Raw genomic sequence first — 20,690 nt, forward strand, 5'->3', positions numbered from 1 at the left:
GTAACCATCAGAGACCGCGATCCGTTGGGGGTGTCATGGGCTTCACTATCGGCAGCATGCGGACCATTCGCGACATGCCGTACATGCGGCAGGGCGTGCGCCGCCGCACGCGAGCCTCGGCGTGCACCACAGTGGCGGAGTACACGGGGTTGTGCGGCTGGGCCGTCGCGCCGGGCGCGCGCGCCTCGCGAGGCGGCGGCGAATGCTCCTGCGGCGACGCGCACTGCGCCGCCCCCGGCGCCCACCCGCTCCCCTTCGCCGAGGAGATCCCGGCCGGCGCCACGCTGGAGGAGGCCACCGCCGCGTGGGAGCAGGTGCCCGGCGCGGCCGTGCTGCTGCCCGTCGGCGGCGCCTTCGACGTCATCGACGTGGCGGAACGGGCCGGGATCCACGCCCTGGTCCGCCTCGAACGCATGGGCCTGCGCCTCGGCCCCGTCACCGCCACCCCCACCGGCCGCGCCCAGTTCTTCGTCGCCCCCGGCGCCGCCACGGAGCTGCCGCATCTGCTCTACCGCATGGGCTGGGACGACGCCGACCTCGACCTCCGCTGCCTCGGCCCCGGCGACTACGTCACCGCTCCCCCCTCCGACCTCGGCGGCCTCGGCCCCGTCCGCTGGCTCCGCCCCCCGGCCCTGGACGGCGCCCAGCAGCCCCCGGAGGCCCGGCTGCTGCTGGGGACACTGGCGTACGTCTGCCACCGCGGCCGGGCGTAAGGGCAGCGGTCACGCGTCCCCGATCAGCGCATCCCATTCCCGACGCGCCCCTCGCACCGCTCGGCCCCAGGGGGCCTCCCAGGCTCCGAACCGCTGCGCCGGACTCCGTCCGGCCGTCCCGGCCTAGCCCTCCCCGATCAACGCGTCCACAAAAGCCTCCGGCTCGAACGGCGCCAGATCGTCCGCACCCTCCCCCAACCCGACAAGCTTCACCGGCACACCCAGCTCCCGCTGGACCGCGATGACGATGCCGCCCTTGGCGGTGCCGTCGAGCTTGGTGAGGACGATGCCGGTGATGTCGACGACCTCGGCGAAGACGCGGGCCTGGACGAGGCCGTTCTGGCCGGTGGTGGCATCGAGGACGAGCAGGACCTCGTCGACGGGGCCGTGCTTCTCGACGACGCGCTTGACCTTGCCGAGCTCGTCCATGAGGCCGGTCTTGGTGTGCAGGCGCCCCGCCGTGTCGATGAGGACGACGTCCGCGCCCTCGGCGATGCCCTCCTTGACGGCCTCGAAGGCCACCGACGCCGGGTCGCCGGCCTCGGGCCCACGCACCGTACGGGCGCCGACCCGCTCGCCCCAGGTCTGGAGCTGGTCGGCGGCGGCCGCACGGAAGGTGTCGGCGGCGGCGAGGACGACGCTGCGGCCGTCCGCGACCAGGACGCGGGCGAGCTTGCCGGTGGTCGTGGTCTTCCCCGTGCCGTTGACGCCGACGACCATGACGACGGCCGGCTGCTCCTCGTGGCTCTCGGTGCGCAGGGTGCGGTCGAAGTCCGTACCGAGGAGAGCGAGCAGCTCCTCGCGCAACAGCTCGCGCAGCTCGGCGGGGGTACGGGTGCCCAGCACCTTCACGCGGGTGCGCAGCCGCTCGACCAGCTCCTGGGTGGGGGCGACGCCGACGTCGGCGGTGAGGAGGGTGTCCTCGATCTCCTCCCAGGTGTCCTCGTCGAGGTGCTCGCGGGACAGCAGCGAGAGCAGCCCCTTGCCGAGCGTGTTCTGGGAGCGGGACAGCCGTGAGCGGAGCCGGATGAGCCGGCCGGCGGTCGGCTCCGGCTGCTCGAGCTCCAGGACCGGGGCCGCGGGGGCGGCGGTGGCCTCCGGGAGCTCGACCTCCTCGATGGTCCGCCGGGGCTCGTCCCGGGGGACCTCGGCGTCCTCACCGACGTGCGGTTCGGCGGGCGGGGTGGTGATCGTCGGCGCGGCGGGCGGCGCGGGGGGCAGCTGCCGCTTCTTGCGACGGCTGCCGACCACGAGGCCGCCGGCCGCGATGACCGCGACCAGGGCGATGACTACGGCAAGGATGACGGTTTCCATAACGCACACCAGTATGCGGGACCCGGTAGGTGGCCGTTCGTACTCTCCGCGGGCGGGTTCCGGTGTGCGAGCCGCACCTCTGTCAATCTGACGCTGCGTCAGCTACTTTCGGCCCATGGCTGTCACCGTCGTGCGCTTCAACCTCGTCGACCCCGCCGCCGCCACCCCCGAGGCGCTGTCCCACCGCTATCGCGCCGCCGTCGAGATGGCCGTGTACGCGGACGACAAGGGCGTCGCCACCGTCCAGACCGAGGAGCACCACGCCTCGCCCGACGGCTGGCTGCCGTCGCCGCTGGTGTTCGCGGGGGCCGTGCTGGGCGCGACCCGCCGGATCGCCGTCACCGTATCCGCGCTGATCGGGCCGCTCTACGATCCGCTGCGGCTGGCGGAGGACATCGCCGTACTCGACCTGCTCGGCGGCGGCCGCCTCGTCACGGTCGCCGGGATCGGCTACCGCGAGGAGGAGTACGTGGCGCTCGGCGCCGACTGGCGGCGGCGCGGCGCCCTCCAGGACGAGGTCCTGGAGACCCTCCTCGCCGCCTGGACCGGCGAGCCCTTCCCCTTCCGGGGCCGTACGGTCCGGGTCACCCCCCTCCCGTACACCCGGCCCCATCCGTTGCTGCTGGTGGCCGGCAGCTCGCGCGCCGCCGCCCGCCGGGCGGCCCGGCTGGGGCTGCCGTTCTTCCCCAGCGCGCACCTGCCAGAGCTGGAGGCCTACTACTACGCCCGCATGGAGGAGTACGGCACCGAAGGCTGGTGCCTGATGCCTCCGGCGGAGGTCCCGCTCCTGCACATCGCGGAGGACCCGGACCGGGCCTGGGCGGAATACGGCTCCTTCTTCCTGCGGGAGGCGCTCACGTACGCCTCCTGGCAGAACGGCGGGATCCGGTCGGCCGTCCGGTCGGCGGCGGGGACGGTGGAGGAACTGCGGCGCGAGGGCGTCTACCGGATCCTCACGCCGGAGGAATGCGTGGCCTTCGCCGAGGCGGGCGGTGAACAGACGAGCCTCGTCCTGCACCCGCTCTGCGGCGGCATGCCGGTCGACGAGGGCTGGCGCAGCCTGCGGCTCTTCGCGGAGCACGTGCTTCCCCGCGTGAAGGCGTGACCCGGGCGCCGTCGGCCGGCCAAGGTGTGCTGCCCCGGCCCGCACAGGGCGGGCCGGGGCAGCGGACTGCAGGAGTAGGGCAGCGGGGTCAGCCCATCTCCTCCAGGGTCTTGCCCTTCGTTTCCGGGACGAACTTGAGGACGAAGGGGATGGAGAGGACCGCGAAGGCGGTGTAGATGACGTAGGTCGCCGACAGGTTCCAGTCGGACAGGCTGGGGAAGCTGGCGGTGATGGCCCAGTTGGCGATCCATTGGGCCGAGGCGGCGACGCCGAGGGCGGCGGCGCGGATGCGGTTGGGGAACATCTCGCCGAGGAAGACCCAGACGACGACGCCCCAGGAGAGGGCGAAGAAGAGCACGAAGGCGTGGGCGCCGATGAGGGCGGCGGTGCCTTCGGCGTTCGGGAGGCTGATGTTGCTGCCGGTGCCGGTCTTGTGGGAGAAGGCCCAGGCGACGAGGCCGAGGGAGACGGCCATACCGGCGGAGCCGATGAGGGCGAGGGGCTTGCGGCCGATGCGGTCGACGAAGACCATCGCGATCACGGTGCCGATGATGTTGATGATCGACGTGGTGAAGGAATAGAGGAAGGAGCTGCTCGGGTCGATGCCGACGGACTGCCAGAGCGTCGCCGAGTAGTAGAAGATCACGTTGATGCCGACGAGCTGCTGGAAGACCGACAGCCCGATGCCGACCCACACGATCGGGAGGAAGCCGAAGCGGCCGCCGAGGAGGTCCGAGAAGCTGGACTTCTGCTCGCTGCGCATGTGGTCGCGGATCTCGGCGATGCGGCTGTCGAGCTCGACGCTCGCGCCCTCGACGTCGCGCAGGACGCCCTTGGCGTCTTCGATGCGGCCGGCGGAGATCAGGTAGCGGGGCGACTCGGGGATCGCGAAGGACAGCAGACCGTAGAGCACGGCGGGCACGACCATCACACCGAGCATGACCTGCCAGGCCTCGAGGCCGCCGATCGTGCCGCGCTGCCGGCCGCCCGCGGCCTGGAGGATGCCCCAGTTGACGAGCTGGGAGATGGCGATGCCGATGACGATCGCGGCCTGCTGGAAGGAGCCGAGCCGGCCCCGGTACGCGGCCGGGGCGACCTCGGCGATGTAGGCGGGGCCGATGACCGAGGCCATGCCGATGGCGAAGCCGCCGATGACGCGCCACATGGCGAGGTCCCAGAGGGCGAACGGCAGCGCGGAGCCTACGGCGCTGATGGTGAAGAGCACGGCGGCGATCTGCATCACGCGGATACGGCCGATGCGGTCCGCTATCCGGCCGGCGGTCGCGGCGCCGATGGCGCAGCCGATCAGGGCGATGGCGACGACCTGGGCGAGGGCGGCGGAGCCGATGTCGTACTTCCCCCGGATGCCCTCGACGGCGCCGTTGATGACGGAGCTGTCGTAGCCGAAGAGGAAGCCGCCCATGGCGGCGGCGGCGGTGATGAAGATGACGTGTCCGAGGTGGTCCGGGTGGGCCTTGCGGCCTCCGGAACCGACCGCGGTTGCGGTGCTGGTCAAGGTGATCTCCTGGGGCTCAGCGCTGAGCCCTCCTGTGGGGGGCTTGATCTTCGAGTGTCGGCGGACAGCTGGCGGCCCACCACCCGAACATCAGGACAACGAAGGAGACCTTATGCCTTCAAGTTTTGAACTGAAAAGCTTTCCAACAGAGTCTCTTACGCCACACAGCTCCGCCACCTGGCTTTATGAGTTGAATGTAAGAGCCAAGTTCTCTAGCGCAGCCGCTGGCTGATCACCTTGGACACGCCGTCGCCCTGCATGGAGACCCCGTACAGCGCGTCGGCGACTTCCATCGTGCGCTTCTGATGGGTGATCACGATGAGCTGCGAGCTCTCCTGCAGCTCCTCCATGATCCGGATCAGGCGCTGCAGGTTGGTGTCGTCCAGGGCCGCCTCGACCTCGTCCATCACATAGAACGGACTCGGCCGGGCCTTGAAGATCGACACCAGCAGGGCGACGGCGGTCAGCGAGCGCTCGCCGCCGGACAGCAGCGACAGCCGCTTCACCTTCTTGCCCGGCGGGCGGGCCTCGACGTCGACGCCGGTGGTGAGCATGTTGTCCGGGTCGGTGAGGATCAGCCGGCCCTCGCCGCCCGGGAAGAGCCGCGAGAAGACGCCCTCGAACTGGCGGGCCGTGTCGTGGTACGCCGCCGTGAAGACCTGCTCGACCCGCTCGTCGACCTCCTTGACCACCTGCAGCAGGTCGGCCCGGGTCTTCTTCAGGTCCTCCAGCTGCTCGCTGAGGAACTGGTGCCGCTCCTCCAACGCCGCGAACTCCTCCAGCGCCAGCGGATTGACCTTGCCGAGCTGCGCGTACGCCTTCTCGGCGGCCTTGAGCCGCTTCTCCTGCTCGGCGCGGTGATAGGGGCGGGGCTTGTTGCGCGGGTGCTCCGGGTCCTCCGGAAGCTCCTCGCCCTCGGCGGGCGGGGAGGGGGGGACCAGATGCTCGGGGCCGTACTCCGCGACCAGCCCGGCGGGCTCCACGCCGTACTCCTCCAGGGCCTTGGACTCCAGCTGCTCGATCCGCATCCGCTTCTCGGCGCCGAGGACCTCGCCCTTGTGGACGTCGTTGGTGAGCTTGTCCAGCTCCGACTTCAGCTCCCGGCCCTGCCGCCGTTCCTCGGCCAGTTCCGCCTCGCGCTCGGCCTTCGCCATTTCGGCCGCCGCGCGCTCCTCCTCGGCCCGGGCGACGGAGACCTGTACGTATTCGAGCAGCCCGCGCGCCCCGGCCAGCACGGCGGAGGCGACCTTGGCCTCGTACTCCAGGCGGGCCCTGCGCTGGGCCGCCCGGGCCCGGGTCTCGCGCTCCATGCGGGCCGCGCGGTCCAGGCCGTCGGCCCGGCCGGCCAGGCCCTTGACCCGCTCCTCGTGCGTACGGACCTGGAGCCGGGCCTCCATCTCGGTCTGGCGTGCGTTGGCGCCGTCGGCGGCGAGGCGGTCCCGTACGGAGGTGTCCGGCTCCTCCTCGGCGGGGGCGGCCTCGGCCTCGCCCAGGCGGTACGACAGCTCCTCGAACTCCTCGGTGGCGGCCGCCAGCGCCTCCTCGGCCCGTCCGACGGCCGCGGCGGTACGTTCCGCCTCGCCGGCGGCGGCGCGGGCCTGGCCGGCGAGTCGGCCGAGCTGCTGGGCGACCGACGACTTCTGCTTCTCCGCCGCGCGGCGCCGCTGGGTGAGGTCGTCCACGAGACGGGCGGTCGCGGCCCGGCGCTCCTTGGCCTCGCCCTGCTCCTCGGTGAGCGATGTGCAGCTCTCGGCCAGATGTTCCAGCTCGGCGGCGGCCTCGTCGACGGCGGCCTGCACCTCGAGGAGGCTGGGGACGCCGGCGGAGCCGCCCTGGGCGAAGTGCGCGCCGAGGGTGTCGCCTTCGGCGGTGACGGCGGTCAGGTCGGGGTGGGCGGCGAGGAGCGCTTCCGCGTCGGCGAGGGTCCCGACGACGACGTAGTCCCGGAGCAGCCGCCGTACGGCGGGCAGGAGTTCGGCGGGGCCCGAGACCAGCCCGGCGGCGGGGGTCAGGCCCGGGTCGGCCTCCGTACGGGCGTGCGGAACGGCTGCGGCGACGGTAACCGTGGGCGCGGGAGCCTCCCCCACCCCGCCCCTTCCCGCAACCAGGGCGCTCTGCCCCCCGGACCCCAGGTCCTCGAACGCCGGAGGGGCTGCATACTGCGCTGCCACCAGCATCGCCGCCCGGCCCGCGTCATCCGCGCGCAGCAGGCGCAGCGCCTCCGCAGCCGCTCCTGGCCCCGAAACGGCGACGGCGTCGGCGGCGGCGCCGAGGGCGGCGGCCACCGGGACCTCGAAACCCGGGGTGACCGTCAGCAGCTCGGCGGCCGGGCCGAGGAGACCGGTGAGCCGGTCTCCGGAGGCGAGGAGGGCGCCGGTGCCGTCCTTGCGGCGCAGGCCCAGGGCCAGGGCGTCGCGGCGGGCGGTGACGGCGGCGCGCCGGCGTTCGGCGGCGGTGGCGGCTTCGCGGGCGGCGGAGAACGCCTCGTCGGCGGCGGCCATGTCGCGCTTGGCGGCTTCCAGGCGGTCGTCGAGTTCGGAGTCGTCGGCGTCGAGCTCGTCGACCTGGGCCTTGAGCTCCTCGTACTCCTCCTGGGCGGACTCGGCGCGGTCCCGGGCCTCGTCTCGGGCGGCGGAGAGGCGGCCGATCTCGGCTTCGGCGGAGGAGGCCCTGGAGCGGGCGGCGTTGACCTGGCCGCTGAGCCGGGCGAGGCCTTCGCGGCGGTCGGCGATGGCGCGGGCGGCGGCCTTGAGGCGCTTGTCCTCGTCGGCGAGCTGCCGCTCCAGTTCGGCCCGGTGGCCGATGGTGTCGTCCAGGGCGCGTTGGGCGGCGTCCAGGGCCTCGGTGAGCTCGGCCTCCTGCTCGCGGATGCGGGCGGCCTCGCGCTCCATGTCCTCGGGGTCGCGGCCGCGCCGTTCCTCGGCGGGCTGGCCGGTGGCGTGGCGTACCCGCTGCTCGGCGAGGCCGATGGTGCCGCGTACCCGTTCGGCGAGCTGGGAGAGTCCGTACCAGGTGGCCTGCGCGTCGGCGAGCCGTGGGGCGAGCGCCCTGACCTGCTCCTCCAGACCGGCCTCGCGCTTGAGGGCCTCGGCGAGCAGGGACTCGACGGTGTCCCGGCGCTCTTTGAGGGCCGCCTCGTCGGCGACTTCGGTACGCAGCGCCTCTCGCAGTGTGACAAGATCGTCGGCAAGCAGCCTCAGCCTGGCGTCGCGCAGATCGGCCTGGATGACCGCTGCCCGTCGGGCCACCTGGGCCTGCCGTCCCAGGGGCTTGAGCTGTCGGCGCAGCTCACCGGTCAGGTCCTGTACGCGCGCGAGGTTGGCCTGCATCGCGTCGAGCTTCCGCAGCGCTTTTTCTTTGCGCTTGCGGTGCTTCAGCACGCCCGCGGCCTCTTCGATGAAGGCGCGGCGGCCCATCGGATCGGCGTGGAGTACGGAGTCGAGCTGCCCCTGGCCGACGATGACGTGCATCTCGCGGCCGATGCCGGAGTCGGACAGCAGTTCCTGGATGTCGAGCAGCCGGCAGGTGTCGCCGTTGAGCTGGTACTCGCTGCCGCCGTTGCGGAACATGATCCGCGTGATGGTGACCTCGGCGTACTCGATGGGCAGTACACCGTCGCTGTTGTCGATGGTCAGCGACACCTCGGCCCGGCCGAGCGGCGGGCGCCCGGTGGTGCCGGCGAAGATGACGTCCTCCATCTTGCCGCCGCGCAGTGACTTCGCGCCCTGTTCGCCCATGACCCAGGACAGCGCGTCCACGACGTTGGACTTGCCGGAGCCGTTGGGGCCGACGACGCAGGTGATTCCGGGCTCGAAGCGCAGCGTCGTCGCCGAGGCGAAGGACTTGAACCCGCGCAGGGTCAGGCTCTTGAGGTGCACGCCGAAGAACCCTACCCTTCGCTTGCCCTTCGCTTTGGGTCTATCCCCGGCGTTTCACGGCAGGACGCGCAGGGCATTGAGAGCGTAAGGGTGGAGATCACCGGAGGTCGAGGGGTCGAGGGCAGGGGCGGAAACGACGAAGGGACGCCGAAGCGTCCCTTGCACATCCCAAGCGGGCACGTCGCCACTGATCTGCCGAAAGGCAGGATCAAGCGAGAACGGGCTCCGCGTGGTGTACGTCGATGCTGCTGAGCAGCGACTCTTCGTGCGACGCGGCAGCAAGCGCATCGTTCTGGGCCTGGATCCGTACAAGCTCGGACTCCAGGTCCTGAACACGCTGCTGCAGCCTTCGCATCTCGGCGAGGAGTCGCGGGTCGGGGCCGCCGACGTAACCGAGAAGCGCCTTTGCCATGATGGATGGTCCTCCACGCTGAGTGACCGAACCGGAGCGGTGTGGGTCGTGAGTGAGGGGTTTGGCACCCGCGCCCTGTAGTGCCGAAGCTGCCGTTTTCAAGCCATAACAGCCTCGTTGGGCGGGGCTTCCAGCGTCTCACCAAATGGTTTGAGGGTCAACACGATCACAGCCCACTCGTCGCGCACGCCTAAGAAATCGCGGCGCGGAGATGGCGCCGGTTGCGTACCGCGAGGCTGGTGATCGCCCTCGATTACGGCAGCCTTGCATGCCGTTCCACAAAAGGCAACCTCCCCGCAGACCTTGCCTCATGCGATTGCCACCTACCCGCGCTCCGCGCGTCCACCTGCGAGGACGTGTCGGTGGTCAGCGGATCTCGAAGCTCTCGTAACCACCTCTGGGTACGTCCCAGATCTCGGTGACACCGTCCACCCGCCCGGGCGTGTCCCCGTCGCGCAACCATGCCAGAAGGCGCTCGCAGACGGCTCGAGGCCCCTCGGCGACGACCTGCACCCGGCCGTCTGCGAGATTGCTCACATAGCCGCAGAGACCGCCGATCTCCAGTGCGGTGGCCCTGGTCCACCAGCGGAATCCGACTCCTTGGACCCGGCCCCGCACCCAGGCGGTGAGCCGGACATTCTCGTTCATGTCCGCACGTTATCCCGGCAGTTCTCACAGGTTCACCACAGTCCCGTGCGTCATTCGATACAGTCGCGCCGCAAAGGACTCACCCGTTCGGGTGATCCCCGACGACGCAAGGACAGCACCGGATGGGTCGCCATTCACGTACTGCCCCACCGCCCGTGATCAAACGGAGCGGGGGTCGGCGCCGCCGCACGAACAACCGCGCCAGCCTGGTCAACGCCAAGCGACGCCGCCACCACCCGGTACGCACCGGGTTGCTGGCGACGTCGGCGGCGATGGCGGTCGGCGCGATCGCGGTGTCCGCGGGGCTGCTACCGGGGCCGAACGGGTCGGGAGGGTACGCCTTCCCCGGCAGTAACGCAGGACAAGTGCAGGCCGGCGGCCAGTCCGAGAACACCGGCGTGCAGGGCGGCGCCTCCGCGACGCCCACCGACCGCGCCTCCGAACCCGCCAGCCGTGGCAACGGCCGCTCCAGCGCGCCCGTCGCCACGCCCTCGGCCCCCGCCGCCACCCCCAGCGCCTCGGCGCCGGTCGTGACGCCCAGCCCGTCCGCCAGCACCACGGCGCCCACGGCCACGCCGAGCGCCACCGCGTCCAGCACCGCCAGCGAGCCCGCGAACACCGGGAACAGCGCCGAGGACCAGGTACTGGCGCTGGTCAACGCGGAGCGAGCCAAGATCGGCTGCGCCGCGCTGATCGCCGACCCGGATCTGGGCAAGCTCGCCGAGGCCTTCAGCAAGGACATGGCCAAGCGGGACTTCTTCGACCACATCGACCCCGACGGCAACGACCCCTGGGACCGCGCCGAAGCCGCCGGCATCACCGGCCTCGGCGGCGAGAACATCGCCCGCGGCCAACCGGACGCCGCCTCCGTCATGGACGCCTGGATGAACAGCCCCGGCCACCGAGCCAACATCCTCAACTGCAACTTCAAGACGATCGGCGTCGGCGCCTTCCTCGCTACCGGCGGCCCCTGGTGGACCCAGGACTTCGGCTACTGACATAACCACAGGTCAGGGCGTTCGGCTGGGTCGTCGCTCGGCGAGCGGCTCAGGCAGCGACTGCCGCCCGGCCGGCCGCGAAGAGGCGGGCCTGTTCGGCGACCCGGCGGCCGAGGTGTTCCGCTGTGGCGGTGTCTGCCTTGTGGAGGGCGTCGGCGGAGTGGTCGGCGTTGGTCTGGGCGCCTGCGCCGAGGAAGAAGCCGAGGCGGTTCTGGTCGTTCTCGGAGGCCTCGGAGGTGTTCCAGCCGGGGAGTAGGCCGAGGTTGACCCAGTGCATGCCGAGCTGGGCGGCGAGCACGGTGAAGTACTGCAGGGTGTTGAGCTTGTCGCCGCTCTTGGAGGCGGAGTTCGTGAAGCCGGCTGCCAGCTTGTCCTGCCAGTCACGCGAGTAGAAGCGGCCGGAGGTCGACTCGGCGAAGGCGTGGAAGGCTGCGGAGGCCGTGCCCATGTAGGTCGGCGAGCCGAAGACGATCGCGTCGGAGCCGTCCAACAGCTCCCACTGGGCGTCGGTGATCTCGTCGACCTTGATGAGGTGGGCGGTGGCGCCTGCGGCGGCCGCGCCGTCGCGGACGGCCTCGGCGAGGACGGCGGTGTGGCCGTAGCCGGAGTGGTAGGCGATCGAGACGACGGGCGCGGTCATGGGTGTGCTCCTGGGGATACGGGAGGGGTTGCCGACTGACCGGACCAGAGAAGCACTAACTTTCAGAAATCGCAACCCGACAGTTAGCGCTGCATGAGGGTACGCTTCCCCCATGGAGACCCAAAGCCAGGACGTCGAGTTCAGCGTGTTCGCGCGTGGCTGCCCCTCACGGCCGACGTTGGAGCACGTCACCGGCCGCTGGGGATCCCTCGCGCTCGGCGGACTCATGGAGGGCCCGCTGCGCTTCAACGAGCTGCGGCGGCGGATCGAGGGCGTCAGCGAGAAGATGCTCTCCCAGACCCTGCACGCCCTGGAGCGGGACGGCCTCGTACACCGGGAGGCGCAGCCGACCAATCCGCCGCGCGTCGACTACAGCCTCACCCCGCTGGGGCAGGAGACCGCCGAGCGGCTGAGGGCGCTCATCGAGCTGGTCGAGCAGCGGATGCCCCAGGTGATCGAGGCCCAGCGGCGCTATGACGCGCGCGGCGAGCGCTGACAGCGCGGGCAGTAGTAGCTGGAGCGGTTCATCCACGGCCGGCGGCGGATCGGCGTCCCGCAGCGGCGGCAGGGCTCGCCCTCACGGCCGTACGCGTCCAGGGACCGGTCGAAGTAGCCGGACTCCCCGTTGACGTTGACGTAGAGGCTGTCGAAGCTGGTGCCCCCGGCGGCCAGCGCGTCGCCCATCACCTCGCGGATGTGGGTGATCAGCTCGGCGGTGAGGGGGCGGGTGAGGGTCGCTGTCGGGCGCTCGTAGTGCAGTCGCGTACGCCACAGCGCCTCGTCGGCGTAGATGTTGCCGACCCCGCTGATCAGCGACTGGTCGAGCAGCGCCCGCTTGATCGTCGTACGGCGACGGCGCAGCGCCGCGTGGAAGGCGCCCTCGTCGAAGGCGTCGTCGAGCGGGTCACGTGCGATGTGCGCGAGCGGGGCGGGTGCTCCGTCGGGCGTCGTGCCGTGGACCGAGAGGCCGCCGAAGGTGCGCTGGTCGACGAAGCGCAGCTCCGTACCGAGGTCGTCAGCGAAGCGCATCCGGATCCGGAGGTGGGTCTCGGGCGGCGCGTCCTGCGGCTGGACGAGGAGTTGGCCGCTCATGCCCAGGTGGGCGAGCAGCGCGGCTTCGCCGTCGATCGGCAGCCACAGGTACTTGCCCCGGCGGTGCGCCTCGCCGAGGGCGGCACCCTTGAGGCGGTCCGCGAAGTCCTCCGCGCCCGCGAGGTGGCGTCGTACGGCGCGGGGGTGCCGCACCTCGACCTCGGCGACGGTCCGGCCGCTCACCCAGCGGGCGAGGCCGCGTCGGACGACTTCGACCTCGGGCAGCTCGGGCACGTGCCGTTCCCTTCGGGTTTCGTTGCCGGGCGCGCCGGTGGCCGGGTCGGGGCCAAGCCGTCCGCCTGAGGCGGAGGGCCTGGCCCCGACCCGGACCGTCAGAGGTTCAGCCCTGAGATGGCTCGCCAGGCCGCTTCCGCGGCCTGCTGTTCGGCTTCCTTCTTGCTGCGGCCGGTGCCGGTGCCGTACTCGACACCACCGACGCGGGCGGCAGCCGTGAAGGTCTTCTCGTGGTCGGGGCCGGTCTCGGTGACGACGTACTCGGGGACACCGAGACTCTCGCTTGCCGTGAGCTCCTGGAGGCTGGTCTTCCAGTCCAGGCCGGCGCCGAGGTTGGAGGACTTCTCGATGAGCGGGTCGAAGAGCCGGTGGACCAGCTCGGACGCGGCTTCGAGACCCTGGTCCAGATAGACCGCGCCGAGGACCGCTTCAAGGGTGTCCGCGAGGATCGACGCCTTGTCACGGCCGCCGGTGCCCTCTTCGCCACGGCCCAGGCGGATGAAGCTGCCGAGGTCGAGGCCGCGGCTGACTTGAGCGAGGGCACGCGAGTTGACCACCGCGGCCCGGAGCTTGGCGAGAGTGCCTTCCGGGAGGTCGGGGTGGGTGCGGTAGAGCGTGTCCGTGACCACCAGGCCGAGGACGGAGTCCCCGAGGAACTCGAGCCGCTCGTTGGTGGGCAGGCCACCGTTCTCGTATGCGTAGGAGCGATGCGTCAGCGCACGCACCAGAAGGGCGGGCTCAAGCTTGTAGCCGAGCCGCCCTTCCAGAAGCGTGTGGGACGAGGCTGCCGTATCTGACATGGAGCCCGTCACCCGCCGATCAGACCTCGAGGACCTGACGACGGTTGTAGGTGCCGCAGCTCGGGCACGCGATGTGCTGCTGCTTCGGCTCGTGGCAACGCTCGCACGCCACCAGGCTCACGGGCGCAGCCTTCCACTGCGAACGGCGGTGGCGCGTGTTGCTGCGCGACATCTTCCGCTTCGGAACAGCCACGGCTACTTCTCCTGGTTCTCGTCGGCACCCTGGTCGGCGCCGCTCTTCTGAAATTGCTGCAGGGCCGCCCAACGGATGTCGGTGACCTCATGGTGGTGGTCCGGGTCTTCCGCGAGCCGCGCCCCGCATTCGGAGCACAGGCCCGGACAGTCGTCCTGGCACACCGGCTGCAGCGGCAGTTCGAGAACCACCGCGTCACGCAGCACAGGTTCGAGGTCGAACAGGTCGCCCTCGAGGTGGAGTGTGTCCTCCTCCTCGGCGTCGTCACCGGCGTCGGCGGGCTTGAGGTGCCCACCGGTCCGGGTGTCGGCGTCGGGGTAGGAGTACAGCTCCTGGAATTCCGTGTCGAGCTCGCGCTCGATCGGCTCCAGACACCTTACGCACTCCCCCGAGAGCGTGGCACGGGCGGTACCCGTGACGAGTACCCCCTCCATGACCGACTCCAGGCGGAGGTCAAGCTGGATGTCCGCGCCCTCGCGGACGCCGATCACCTCGATGCCGAGGTCCTTGGGCGCGGGCACCGTGCGGGAGACCTTCCGCATCGACCCAGGACGACGGCCCAGCTCGTGCGTGTCGAACACGAGAGGGTCGCGGTGGTCGAGGCGGGTGTTCAGGGCTTCCTCTTTCATCGGTACGGCGTGCACCACCCGTTTCACGGTGGCGGGCACGCCGAAGCGCCGGCGGATTACACGGCTGAGGGATCAGGATACCGGTCCCCCGGGCTCAGCCCAAACCGCGCTCCCGCTCCAGCTCACGGAGCCGGTCCAGGTCGATCATGCCGGTGTCGAAGAAGCTGGTCTCGTCCAGCGCGGGCTGCTGCTGCGGCTGGTAGCCGTACTCCGGCTGTTGCTGCTGTTGTTGCTGCTGCGCGTACGGATCCTGCTGGTAGCCGTACGAGGGGTCCTGGTAGCCCTGCTGCTGCGCCGCGTACGGGTCGGCCGCGTACTGGTCCTGCGGCACGTACTGCTGCTGGCCGTACGGGTCCTGCTGCTGCGGGTAGCCGTAGCCGGCGTTCGGGTCGTACGGCTGCTGGTACTCCGCGGGCTGAAGCGGCTGGGGCTGCGGGGGCTGCTGCTGCGCGGGCACCGGGGCGGCGAGGCCGGCCATGTACTCGGCGTCGGTCTGCTCGGCGTGCCCGCCGGCCGCGTCCTGGGCCGCCATGTGGGCGCCGAGGTCATCGACTGCGGTGTGGCCGGTGAGCTTGAGGCGGCCGCGGCCGACGGCCTCCAGGGTCTTGCTCAGCACCGCCTCGAAGGCGCCCAGCTTGGCGTCCACGTAGTCGTCGGCGCGGCGGCGCAGGGTCTCGGGGTCGGCGGAGCGCTCCGGGGCGTCCTCGTCGACGTAGCCCTGCTCGTCGAGGCCGGGGCCGTGCCCGAGGAGCTTCTCGCGGCCGCGGTCGACCGAGCCGATGGTCTTGGTGAGGACCACCTCGAAGTTCGCCAGCTTGCTGTCGACATAGTCGTCGGCCTCGGCGCGGATCTCCTCGGCCTCGCGGCGGGCCTCGGCGACGATCCGCTCGGCCTCCTCCTGCGACTGCCGGGCGACCTGGGTGTCCGAGATCATGGAGCCGCGTTCGGCGTGCGCGGACTCGATGATCCGCTGCGCCTCGGCATGGGCCTCCTCCACCATCTGCTCGCGCCCGCCGAGCAACGCCTCGGCCTGCGAGAGGGAGTCGGGAAGCGCGGCGCGCACATCACCGAGCATGGCGAGCAGCTCAGCGCGGTTGACCACACAGGAGGCCGACATCGGCATCGACCGGGCGGCCCCGATGGCGGCCACGATCTCATCGAGCTTCTTCTGGACGTCCACAGCGCAGAGCCTAGCGCCTGCCCGGTCGGCCCCCATGGGGAAAGGAGCGGGGTCCGGTGCGGGCGATCGCACGGCGGAGGAAGGAGGGTGACGCGGAGGGGCACCTCCCGGCGTCCGGCTGGGGGAGTCGTCGACCGACGTCAACGCCGCGACCGGGCAAGGCGCTAGCGCTGCCCGAGCTTCCGGTTGAGGGCCTCGAGGACCGTGGGCGGCACCAAGTGCGAGATGTCGCCACCCCATTGGGCGACTTCCTTGACCAGGGAAGACGACAGGAAGCTGTAGGTCGGGCTGGTGGGGATGAAGAGGGTCTCGACGCCCGACAGACCGTTGTTCATCTGCGCCATCTGCAGCTCGTAGTCGAAGTCGCTGACCGCGCGCAGGCCCTTCACGATGGCCGGGATGTCGCGCTCCTTGCAGAAGTCGACCAGCAGCCCGTGGAAGGCCTCCACCTGCACGTTGCCGAACTCCGCGGTGACCTCCTCGATGAGGGCGATCCGCTCGTCGACCGTGAACATGCCCTGCTTGGCCTTGTTGATCATCACGGTCACATGCACCACGTCGTACAGCCGGGAGGCGCGGGCGATGATGTCGAGGTGTCCATTGGTGATGGGGTCGAAGGACCCCGGACAGACTGCGCGGCGCAATGGAAACTCCTCGCTCTGCGGGTGCGTCATGACGCGTCGGTAACCTGGGCGGCGCGACCGTACCAAAACGTCCCCTCGCCGTAGCGACGGGCCCTCAGTCCTTCGAATCCCTCGGGCCAGCGGAATTCTCCGCCCCGGGTGCTCCTCTCCACGGTGGCGACCGCGTCCTCGTCCAGCCACCCCCCGGTACGGAGTGTGAGCAGAATCTCGCGGAGCTCGTCGTCCTCCACGGCGTACGGCGGGTCCAGGAAGACCAGGTCGTACGGCTGAGCCGGGGGCGGCCCCGCGACGACCTTCTCGGCCTTGCCGGCCCGCACCTCGGCGCCGGGAAGGCCCAGCGCCTGCACGTTCTCCCTGATGACGCGGGCGGCGCGCGGCTCGGCCTCGACCAGCAGGACGTGCTCCGCGCCGCGCGACAGCGCCTCCAGGCCCACGGCGCCCGATCCGCCGTACAGGTCGATCACCCGGGCCCCGCGCAGGGTGCCGCGCAGCGACTCCCAGGTGGAGAACAGCCCCTCCTTCGCCCGGTCCGAGGTCGGCCTGGTCCCCGTCCCCGGCGGTACGGCGAGGCGGCGGCCACCGGCGGCTCCGGCGATCACGCGGGTCATGTCACGTCCTGAGGGGCTGAGGCGGCGTTCTGGCTCAACCACGATACGGCTCAGCCCTTGTCCAGGTACTCCTCGCGGTCGGCGTCCACGAGGCTCTCCAGGGCGCTGCGCAGGTCCGGGTGGCCGGTCAGCTCCGGGTCGGCCGCGACCAGGGCGGTGGCCTCCTCGCGGGCGGCGGCGATGACGTCCTCGTCCTCGATCACGGTGAGCATGCGCAGCGACGAGCGGGTGCCGGACTGGGCCTGGCCCAGCACGTCGCCCTCGCGGCGCTGCTCCAGGTCGATACGGGACAGCTCGAAGCCGTCCAGCGTGGCCGCCACCGCGTCGAGCCGGGCGCGGGCCTGGCTGGCCTCGGCCATCTCGCTGACGAGCAGGCACAGACCGGGGGCGGTGCCACGGCCGACGCGACCACGGAGCTGGTGGAGTTGGGAGACGCCGAAGCGGTCCGCGTCCATGATCACCATCACGGTGGCGTTCGGGACGTTCACGCCGACCTCGATGACCGTCGTCGCGACCAGTACGTCCACCTCGCCGGCCGTGAAGCGCCGCATCACGTCGTCCTTGGCGTCCGGAGGCATCCTGCCGTGCAGGAACTCCACCCGGAGCCCGGCCAGCGGTCCCTTCACCAGCTGCTCGGCGATGTCCAGCACGGCCAGCGGCGGGCGCCGCTCGGCCAGGTCCTCAGGGGAAGGGGTCTCGGCGGACTTCTTCTTGGGGTCGGCCTCCTCGTCCCCGATCCGCGGGCAGACCACGTACGCCTGATGCCCGCCCTCGACCTCCTCGCGCACCCTCTCCCACGTACGGGCCAGGAAGTGCGGCTTGTCCTTGGCGGGGACCACATGCGTGGCGATCGGCGAACGCCCGGCGGGCAGCTGGTCCAGGACCGAGGTCTCCAGGTCGCCGAAGACCGTCATCGCCACGGTGCGCGGGATCGGCGTCGCCGTCATGACCAGCAGGTGCGGAGGCTGTGCCGACTTCACCCGGAGCGCGTCGCGCTGCTCGACCCCGAAGCGGTGCTGCTCGTCCACCACGACCAGACCCAGATCGTGGAACTGCACCTTGTCCTCGATCAGCGCATGCGTGCCCACCACGACGCCGGCCTCGCCGGTCACCAGGTCCAGGAGTGCCTGCCGGCGCGCGGCGGTGCCCATGGAGCCGGTGAGCAGCGTCACCTTCGTGCCGTTCGCGGCCCCGCCGAGCATTCCGCCCTGCGCCAGGTCGCCCATCATCTCCGTGATCGACCGGTGGTGCTGCTGGGCCAGCACCTCGGTCGGCGCCAGCATCGCCGCCTGGCCGCCGGCGTCGACGACGGCCAGCATCGCCCGCAGGGCCACCAGTGTCTTGCCGGAACCGACCTCGCCCTGGAGCAGACGGTGCATCGGGTGATCCGTCGCGAGGTCTCCGAAGATCTCCCCGGTGACCTTTCGCTGGCCCTCGGTGAGCGTGAACGGCAGCCGGGTGTCGAAGTCCGCCAGCAGCCCGTCCTTCGCCGCCACGCGCGGCACCGCCGGCAACGCGGATTCCGCCGCCCGCCGCCGGGCCAGCGCCACCTGCAGCACGAACGCCTCGTCCCACTTCAGCCGGGACCTGGCGTCGTTGACATCGGCCTTCGTACGTGGCCGGTGGACCTTCTCCAGCGCCTCCGGCAACGGCGCCAGGCCGCGCGCCTCCCGCAGGGCGGCGGGCAGCGGCTCGCCGACGCCGGCCCATCCGGCCGCGTTCTGCGAGTCGAGGACCACCTCGACGGACTGGGCGATCTGCCACGACGCGAACTGCTTGCACGCCGGATACAGCGGGATCAGCTGGTTCGCGAACGCGTCCACGGCGTCCTCCCCCGCCTCGGCGTCCAGCAACTGGTAGTCCGGATGCGCGAGTTGCCGGGTCCGGTTGAACACCGACACCTTGCCGGCGAACATCCCGCGCCGCCCGGGGATCAGGTCCTGCTCCGGCTTGAACACGCCCCGCCCGAAGAAGACCAGGGTCAGTGACCCGCTGCCGTCGGTGACGACCACTTCCAGGCGTACGCCCTTGCCCGCGTTGAAGGTCTTCTTCGTCGCCTTGGCGACCTGCGCGACCACGGTGACGTGCTCGTCCAGCGGCAGGTCCGCCAGACGCGTCAGCTCACCCCGCTCGGCGTAACGGCGCGGGTAGTGGTGCAGCAGGTCGCCGACGGTGTGCAGGTCGAGATGGTCGGCCAGCACTTTTGCCGTGCGGCCGCCGACCGACTTCGTGAGGGATTCGTCCAGGGCAGACATCGGGTCCATCTTTGCGCACGGCACGGACAATCCGCGTGCGCATGCCCTGTCGGGGCACGCCCTCACCCCGACGGTGGGCCCGGTGGGGTGCGCGCCTACTCGACGCCGATGAGCAACGGGCAGCCCGCCTCGCCGCCGTGGTAGACGACCGTGTCGACCGCGAGGTAGCCGTCGCGGACGTGGGTTTCGAGGCGCTCGGCGAGGTCGGGTGGGGCGGAGGAGCCGAGGACGAGGGTGACCATTTCGCCGCCGGCGGCGAGCATGCGGTCCAGGACGATGGCGCCGGTCTCGACGAGGTTGCCGCCGATGACGGCGACGTCGCCGTCGATGAGGCCGAGGATGTCGCCGGCCTGGCAGATGCCGGCGGAGGTCCAGGACTCGCGCTCGGCGACGCCGAGTTCGGCGTAGCGGGTGGCGCCAGCCGCCGAGGTCATGGCGACGACGTCCTCGTCGAAGCGGCGGGCGGGTTCGTGGACGGCGAGGGCGGCGATGCCCTGGACGGCTGAGCGGGTGGGGATGAGGGCGACGCGGACGCCCTCGGCGCGGGCTTGGTCGGCGGCGGCGCCGGCGGCTTCACGGAGGTCGGCGTCGTTGGGGAGGAGGACGACCTCGCGGGCGTGGGCGCGGCGGATCGCGTCGGGGATCTCCTCACCGGAGCCGACGACGACCGCGCCGGCGTCGGAGCAGAGCGCGGCCAGTCCGTTGCCGCGTACGACGGCGACGACCGCGCGCAGCACCCGCTCGCCCCGGGGAGCGCCCGCCCGGACCTGGTCGCCGAAGTGGGTGACCTTGATGCGGTAGGGGCGGCCGGCGGCGATGCCGGCCTCGACGGCGGCGCCGACGTCGTCGACGTGGACGTGGACGTTCCACAGCCCGTCGCCGCCGACCACGACCAGGGAGTCGCCGAGGCCGTCGAGGGCTTCCCGCAGGGCGGGGACGGCCGGGTCGGCGGCCTCCAGCAGGTAGATCACCTCGTACGCGGGCCCGCCCGGCGTGACGTGCGGGTCGCCGTCGGATCCGCAGCCGAAGGGGACCACGGTCCCGGTGGGTTCCATCACCGCGTGAGCGGCCGGCTCCCGACCGGACAGTGCGTCCGCGAGGGCCCCGAGGACGGCCACGAGCCCGCGTCCGCCGGCGTCCACGACTCCGGCACGGCCGAGTTCGGCCAGCTGTCCCGGGGTGGCCGCGAGCGCGCTGCGGGCGGCTTCGTACGCGGCCCGGGCCACCGCGAGGTCTCCCTCGACCCCCGTCACGGCCTCCGCCGCGGCCGCCGCGACGGTGAGCATCGTCCCCTCCACGGGGTGCGCCACCGCCTGGTACGCCGAATCCGCGGCCTCGCGCAGCGCCGGCGCCAGGCCGCCACCGCTCACGAGGACGCCGGTCATGCCCCGCAGGAGCTGGGCCAGGATGGTGCCGGAGTTGCCGCGGGCACCGATGAGGGCGCCCTGTGACATGGCTCGCAGGACCTGCGGGAGGTCGGTGTGGTCGGCGCTCGCCTCCAGCGACTCCGCGGCGGACTCGACGGTGAGGTAGAGGTTCGTACCGGTGTCACCGTCCGCGACCGGGTAGACATTGATCGCGTCGATCTCCTCGCGGGCCCGGCCCAGGGCCTGCAGGGTCAGTCGGCACCACGCCCGCACGGCAGCAGCGTCGAGCGTGTGCGTGACGGGCACGTGATCCTCCAGGGGGCCGACTGCGTCGGGCGGCTTCGGGCTGCCACGCACAGTAGCGGGAGGTCCCCGGGCTGGGCTGTCCGGGGCGGAGGGCCCGCTGACCATGGTAGTTTCGTTGCACAGGAGCGGTCGTAGTATGCTGCTCCGGTTGCCCGGGA

18 protein-coding genes and 1 pseudogene are annotated in these 20,690 nt (G+C 71.5%); 4 read left to right on the forward strand and 15 right to left on the reverse strand.

Annotated features, from left to right (window positions below):
- Nucleotides 1–35 precede the first annotated feature (35 nt).
- Entirely contained in the window at nucleotides 36–713 is a 678-nt protein-coding gene (locus ACFXJ5_RS28975; protein ID WP_384637261.1) for a bifunctional DNA primase/polymerase, read from the forward strand.
- Nucleotides 714–836: 123 nt separating this feature from the next.
- Here the strand turns inward: ACFXJ5_RS28975 and ftsY are convergent, their stop codons facing one another.
- The gene (gene ftsY / locus ACFXJ5_RS28980) at nucleotides 837–2,027 is read right to left on the reverse strand and encodes a signal recognition particle-docking protein FtsY (RefSeq protein WP_384637264.1); all 1,191 of its coding nucleotides are present in this window, start codon (nucleotides 2,025–2,027) and stop codon (nucleotides 837–839) included.
- 115 nt (nucleotides 2,028–2,142) lie between these two features.
- On the opposite strand from ftsY, the gene ACFXJ5_RS28985 reads away from it, so the two are divergent.
- The gene (locus ACFXJ5_RS28985) at nucleotides 2,143–3,132 is read left to right on the forward strand and encodes an LLM class flavin-dependent oxidoreductase (RefSeq protein ID WP_384637267.1); all 990 of its coding nucleotides are present in this window, start codon (nucleotides 2,143–2,145) and stop codon (nucleotides 3,130–3,132) included.
- Between the two features lie 88 nt (nucleotides 3,133–3,220).
- Here the strand turns inward: ACFXJ5_RS28985 and ACFXJ5_RS28990 are convergent, their stop codons facing one another.
- From ACFXJ5_RS28990 to ACFXJ5_RS29005, 4 genes are all read right to left on the reverse strand, one after another.
- Nucleotides 3,221–4,648, reverse strand: a complete 1,428-nt coding sequence (locus ACFXJ5_RS28990; protein ID WP_384637270.1) for a sugar porter family MFS transporter — start codon at nucleotides 4,646–4,648, stop codon at nucleotides 3,221–3,223.
- Between the two features lie 212 nt (nucleotides 4,649–4,860).
- On the reverse strand, nucleotides 4,861–8,526 hold the full coding sequence (locus tag ACFXJ5_RS28995; RefSeq protein WP_384637273.1) for a chromosome segregation SMC family protein: 3,666 nt from the start codon (nucleotides 8,524–8,526) through the stop codon (nucleotides 4,861–4,863).
- 208 nt (nucleotides 8,527–8,734) lie between these two features.
- Nucleotides 8,735–8,938 carry a hypothetical protein gene (locus tag ACFXJ5_RS29000; protein ID WP_127356461.1) on the reverse strand — a complete coding sequence of 68 codons (204 nt, stop codon included), beginning with the start codon at nucleotides 8,936–8,938 and terminating at the stop codon, nucleotides 8,735–8,737.
- A gap of 366 nt (nucleotides 8,939–9,304) precedes the next feature.
- On the reverse strand, nucleotides 9,305–9,586 hold the full coding sequence (locus ACFXJ5_RS29005; RefSeq protein ID WP_384637276.1) for an acylphosphatase: 282 nt from the start codon (nucleotides 9,584–9,586) through the stop codon (nucleotides 9,305–9,307).
- Nucleotides 9,587–9,708: 122 nt separating this feature from the next.
- Between ACFXJ5_RS29005 and ACFXJ5_RS29010 the strand changes: the two genes are divergently transcribed.
- Nucleotides 9,709–10,584, forward strand: a complete 876-nt coding sequence (locus tag ACFXJ5_RS29010) for a CAP domain-containing protein (RefSeq protein ID WP_459253994.1) — start codon at nucleotides 9,709–9,711, stop codon at nucleotides 10,582–10,584.
- 49 nt (nucleotides 10,585–10,633) lie between these two features.
- Here the strand turns inward: ACFXJ5_RS29010 and ACFXJ5_RS29015 are convergent, their stop codons facing one another.
- On the reverse strand, nucleotides 10,634–11,224 hold the full coding sequence (locus ACFXJ5_RS29015) for a flavodoxin family protein (protein WP_384637282.1): 591 nt from the start codon (nucleotides 11,222–11,224) through the stop codon (nucleotides 10,634–10,636).
- A gap of 112 nt (nucleotides 11,225–11,336) precedes the next feature.
- Between ACFXJ5_RS29015 and ACFXJ5_RS29020 the strand changes: the two genes are divergently transcribed.
- Complete coding sequence (locus tag ACFXJ5_RS29020) at nucleotides 11,337–11,720, forward strand: winged helix-turn-helix transcriptional regulator (protein WP_384637285.1); 384 nt, start codon at nucleotides 11,337–11,339, stop codon at nucleotides 11,718–11,720.
- Here the strand turns inward: ACFXJ5_RS29020 and mutM are convergent.
- From mutM to ACFXJ5_RS29065, 9 genes and pseudogenes are all read right to left on the reverse strand, one after another.
- Nucleotides 11,696–12,550 carry a bifunctional DNA-formamidopyrimidine glycosylase/DNA-(apurinic or apyrimidinic site) lyase gene (gene mutM / locus ACFXJ5_RS29025; protein ID WP_384637288.1) on the reverse strand — a complete coding sequence of 285 codons (855 nt, stop codon included), beginning with the start codon at nucleotides 12,548–12,550 and terminating at the stop codon, nucleotides 11,696–11,698. The two genes, ACFXJ5_RS29020 and mutM, sit on opposite strands and share 25 nt — an antisense overlap.
- A 116-nt stretch (nucleotides 12,551–12,666) precedes the next feature.
- Nucleotides 12,667–13,350 (reverse strand): annotated as a pseudogene (rnc, locus tag ACFXJ5_RS29030) (ribonuclease III); the annotation flags it as partial.
- 19 nt (nucleotides 13,351–13,369) lie between these two features.
- Nucleotides 13,370–13,543 carry a 50S ribosomal protein L32 gene (gene rpmF, locus ACFXJ5_RS29035; protein ID WP_026251550.1) on the reverse strand — a complete coding sequence of 58 codons (174 nt, stop codon included), beginning with the start codon at nucleotides 13,541–13,543 and terminating at the stop codon, nucleotides 13,370–13,372.
- 2 nt (nucleotides 13,544–13,545) lie between these two features.
- Nucleotides 13,546–14,172, reverse strand: a complete 627-nt coding sequence (locus tag ACFXJ5_RS29040; RefSeq protein WP_384637291.1) for a YceD family protein — start codon at nucleotides 14,170–14,172, stop codon at nucleotides 13,546–13,548.
- 94 nt (nucleotides 14,173–14,266) lie between these two features.
- On the reverse strand, nucleotides 14,267–15,352 hold the full coding sequence (locus tag ACFXJ5_RS29045; protein ID WP_384637294.1) for an ATP synthase F0 subunit B: 1,086 nt from the start codon (nucleotides 15,350–15,352) through the stop codon (nucleotides 14,267–14,269).
- A 164-nt stretch (nucleotides 15,353–15,516) separates the two neighbouring features.
- Nucleotides 15,517–15,996: a pantetheine-phosphate adenylyltransferase gene (gene coaD, locus ACFXJ5_RS29050; protein ID WP_384637427.1), complete on the reverse strand. Its 480-nt coding sequence runs from the start codon at nucleotides 15,994–15,996 to the stop codon at nucleotides 15,517–15,519.
- Nucleotides 15,997–16,022: 26 nt separating this feature from the next.
- On the reverse strand, nucleotides 16,023–16,604 hold the full coding sequence (gene rsmD, locus ACFXJ5_RS29055; protein WP_384637296.1) for a 16S rRNA (guanine(966)-N(2))-methyltransferase RsmD: 582 nt from the start codon (nucleotides 16,602–16,604) through the stop codon (nucleotides 16,023–16,025).
- A gap of 50 nt (nucleotides 16,605–16,654) precedes the next feature.
- Nucleotides 16,655–18,859 (reverse strand): ATP-dependent DNA helicase RecG, encoded by a 2,205-nt coding sequence (recG, locus tag ACFXJ5_RS29060; protein ID WP_384637299.1) that lies wholly within the window; start codon nucleotides 18,857–18,859, stop codon nucleotides 16,655–16,657.
- Between the two features lie 95 nt (nucleotides 18,860–18,954).
- Entirely contained in the window at nucleotides 18,955–20,637 is a 1,683-nt protein-coding gene (locus tag ACFXJ5_RS29065) for a DAK2 domain-containing protein (RefSeq protein ID WP_384637302.1), read from the reverse strand.
- Nucleotides 20,638–20,690 lie beyond the last annotated feature (53 nt).

The sequence above is a fragment of the Streptomyces sp. NPDC059373 genome (assembly GCF_042751495.1).
Taxonomy (GTDB): domain Bacteria; phylum Actinomycetota; class Actinomycetes; order Streptomycetales; family Streptomycetaceae; genus Actinacidiphila.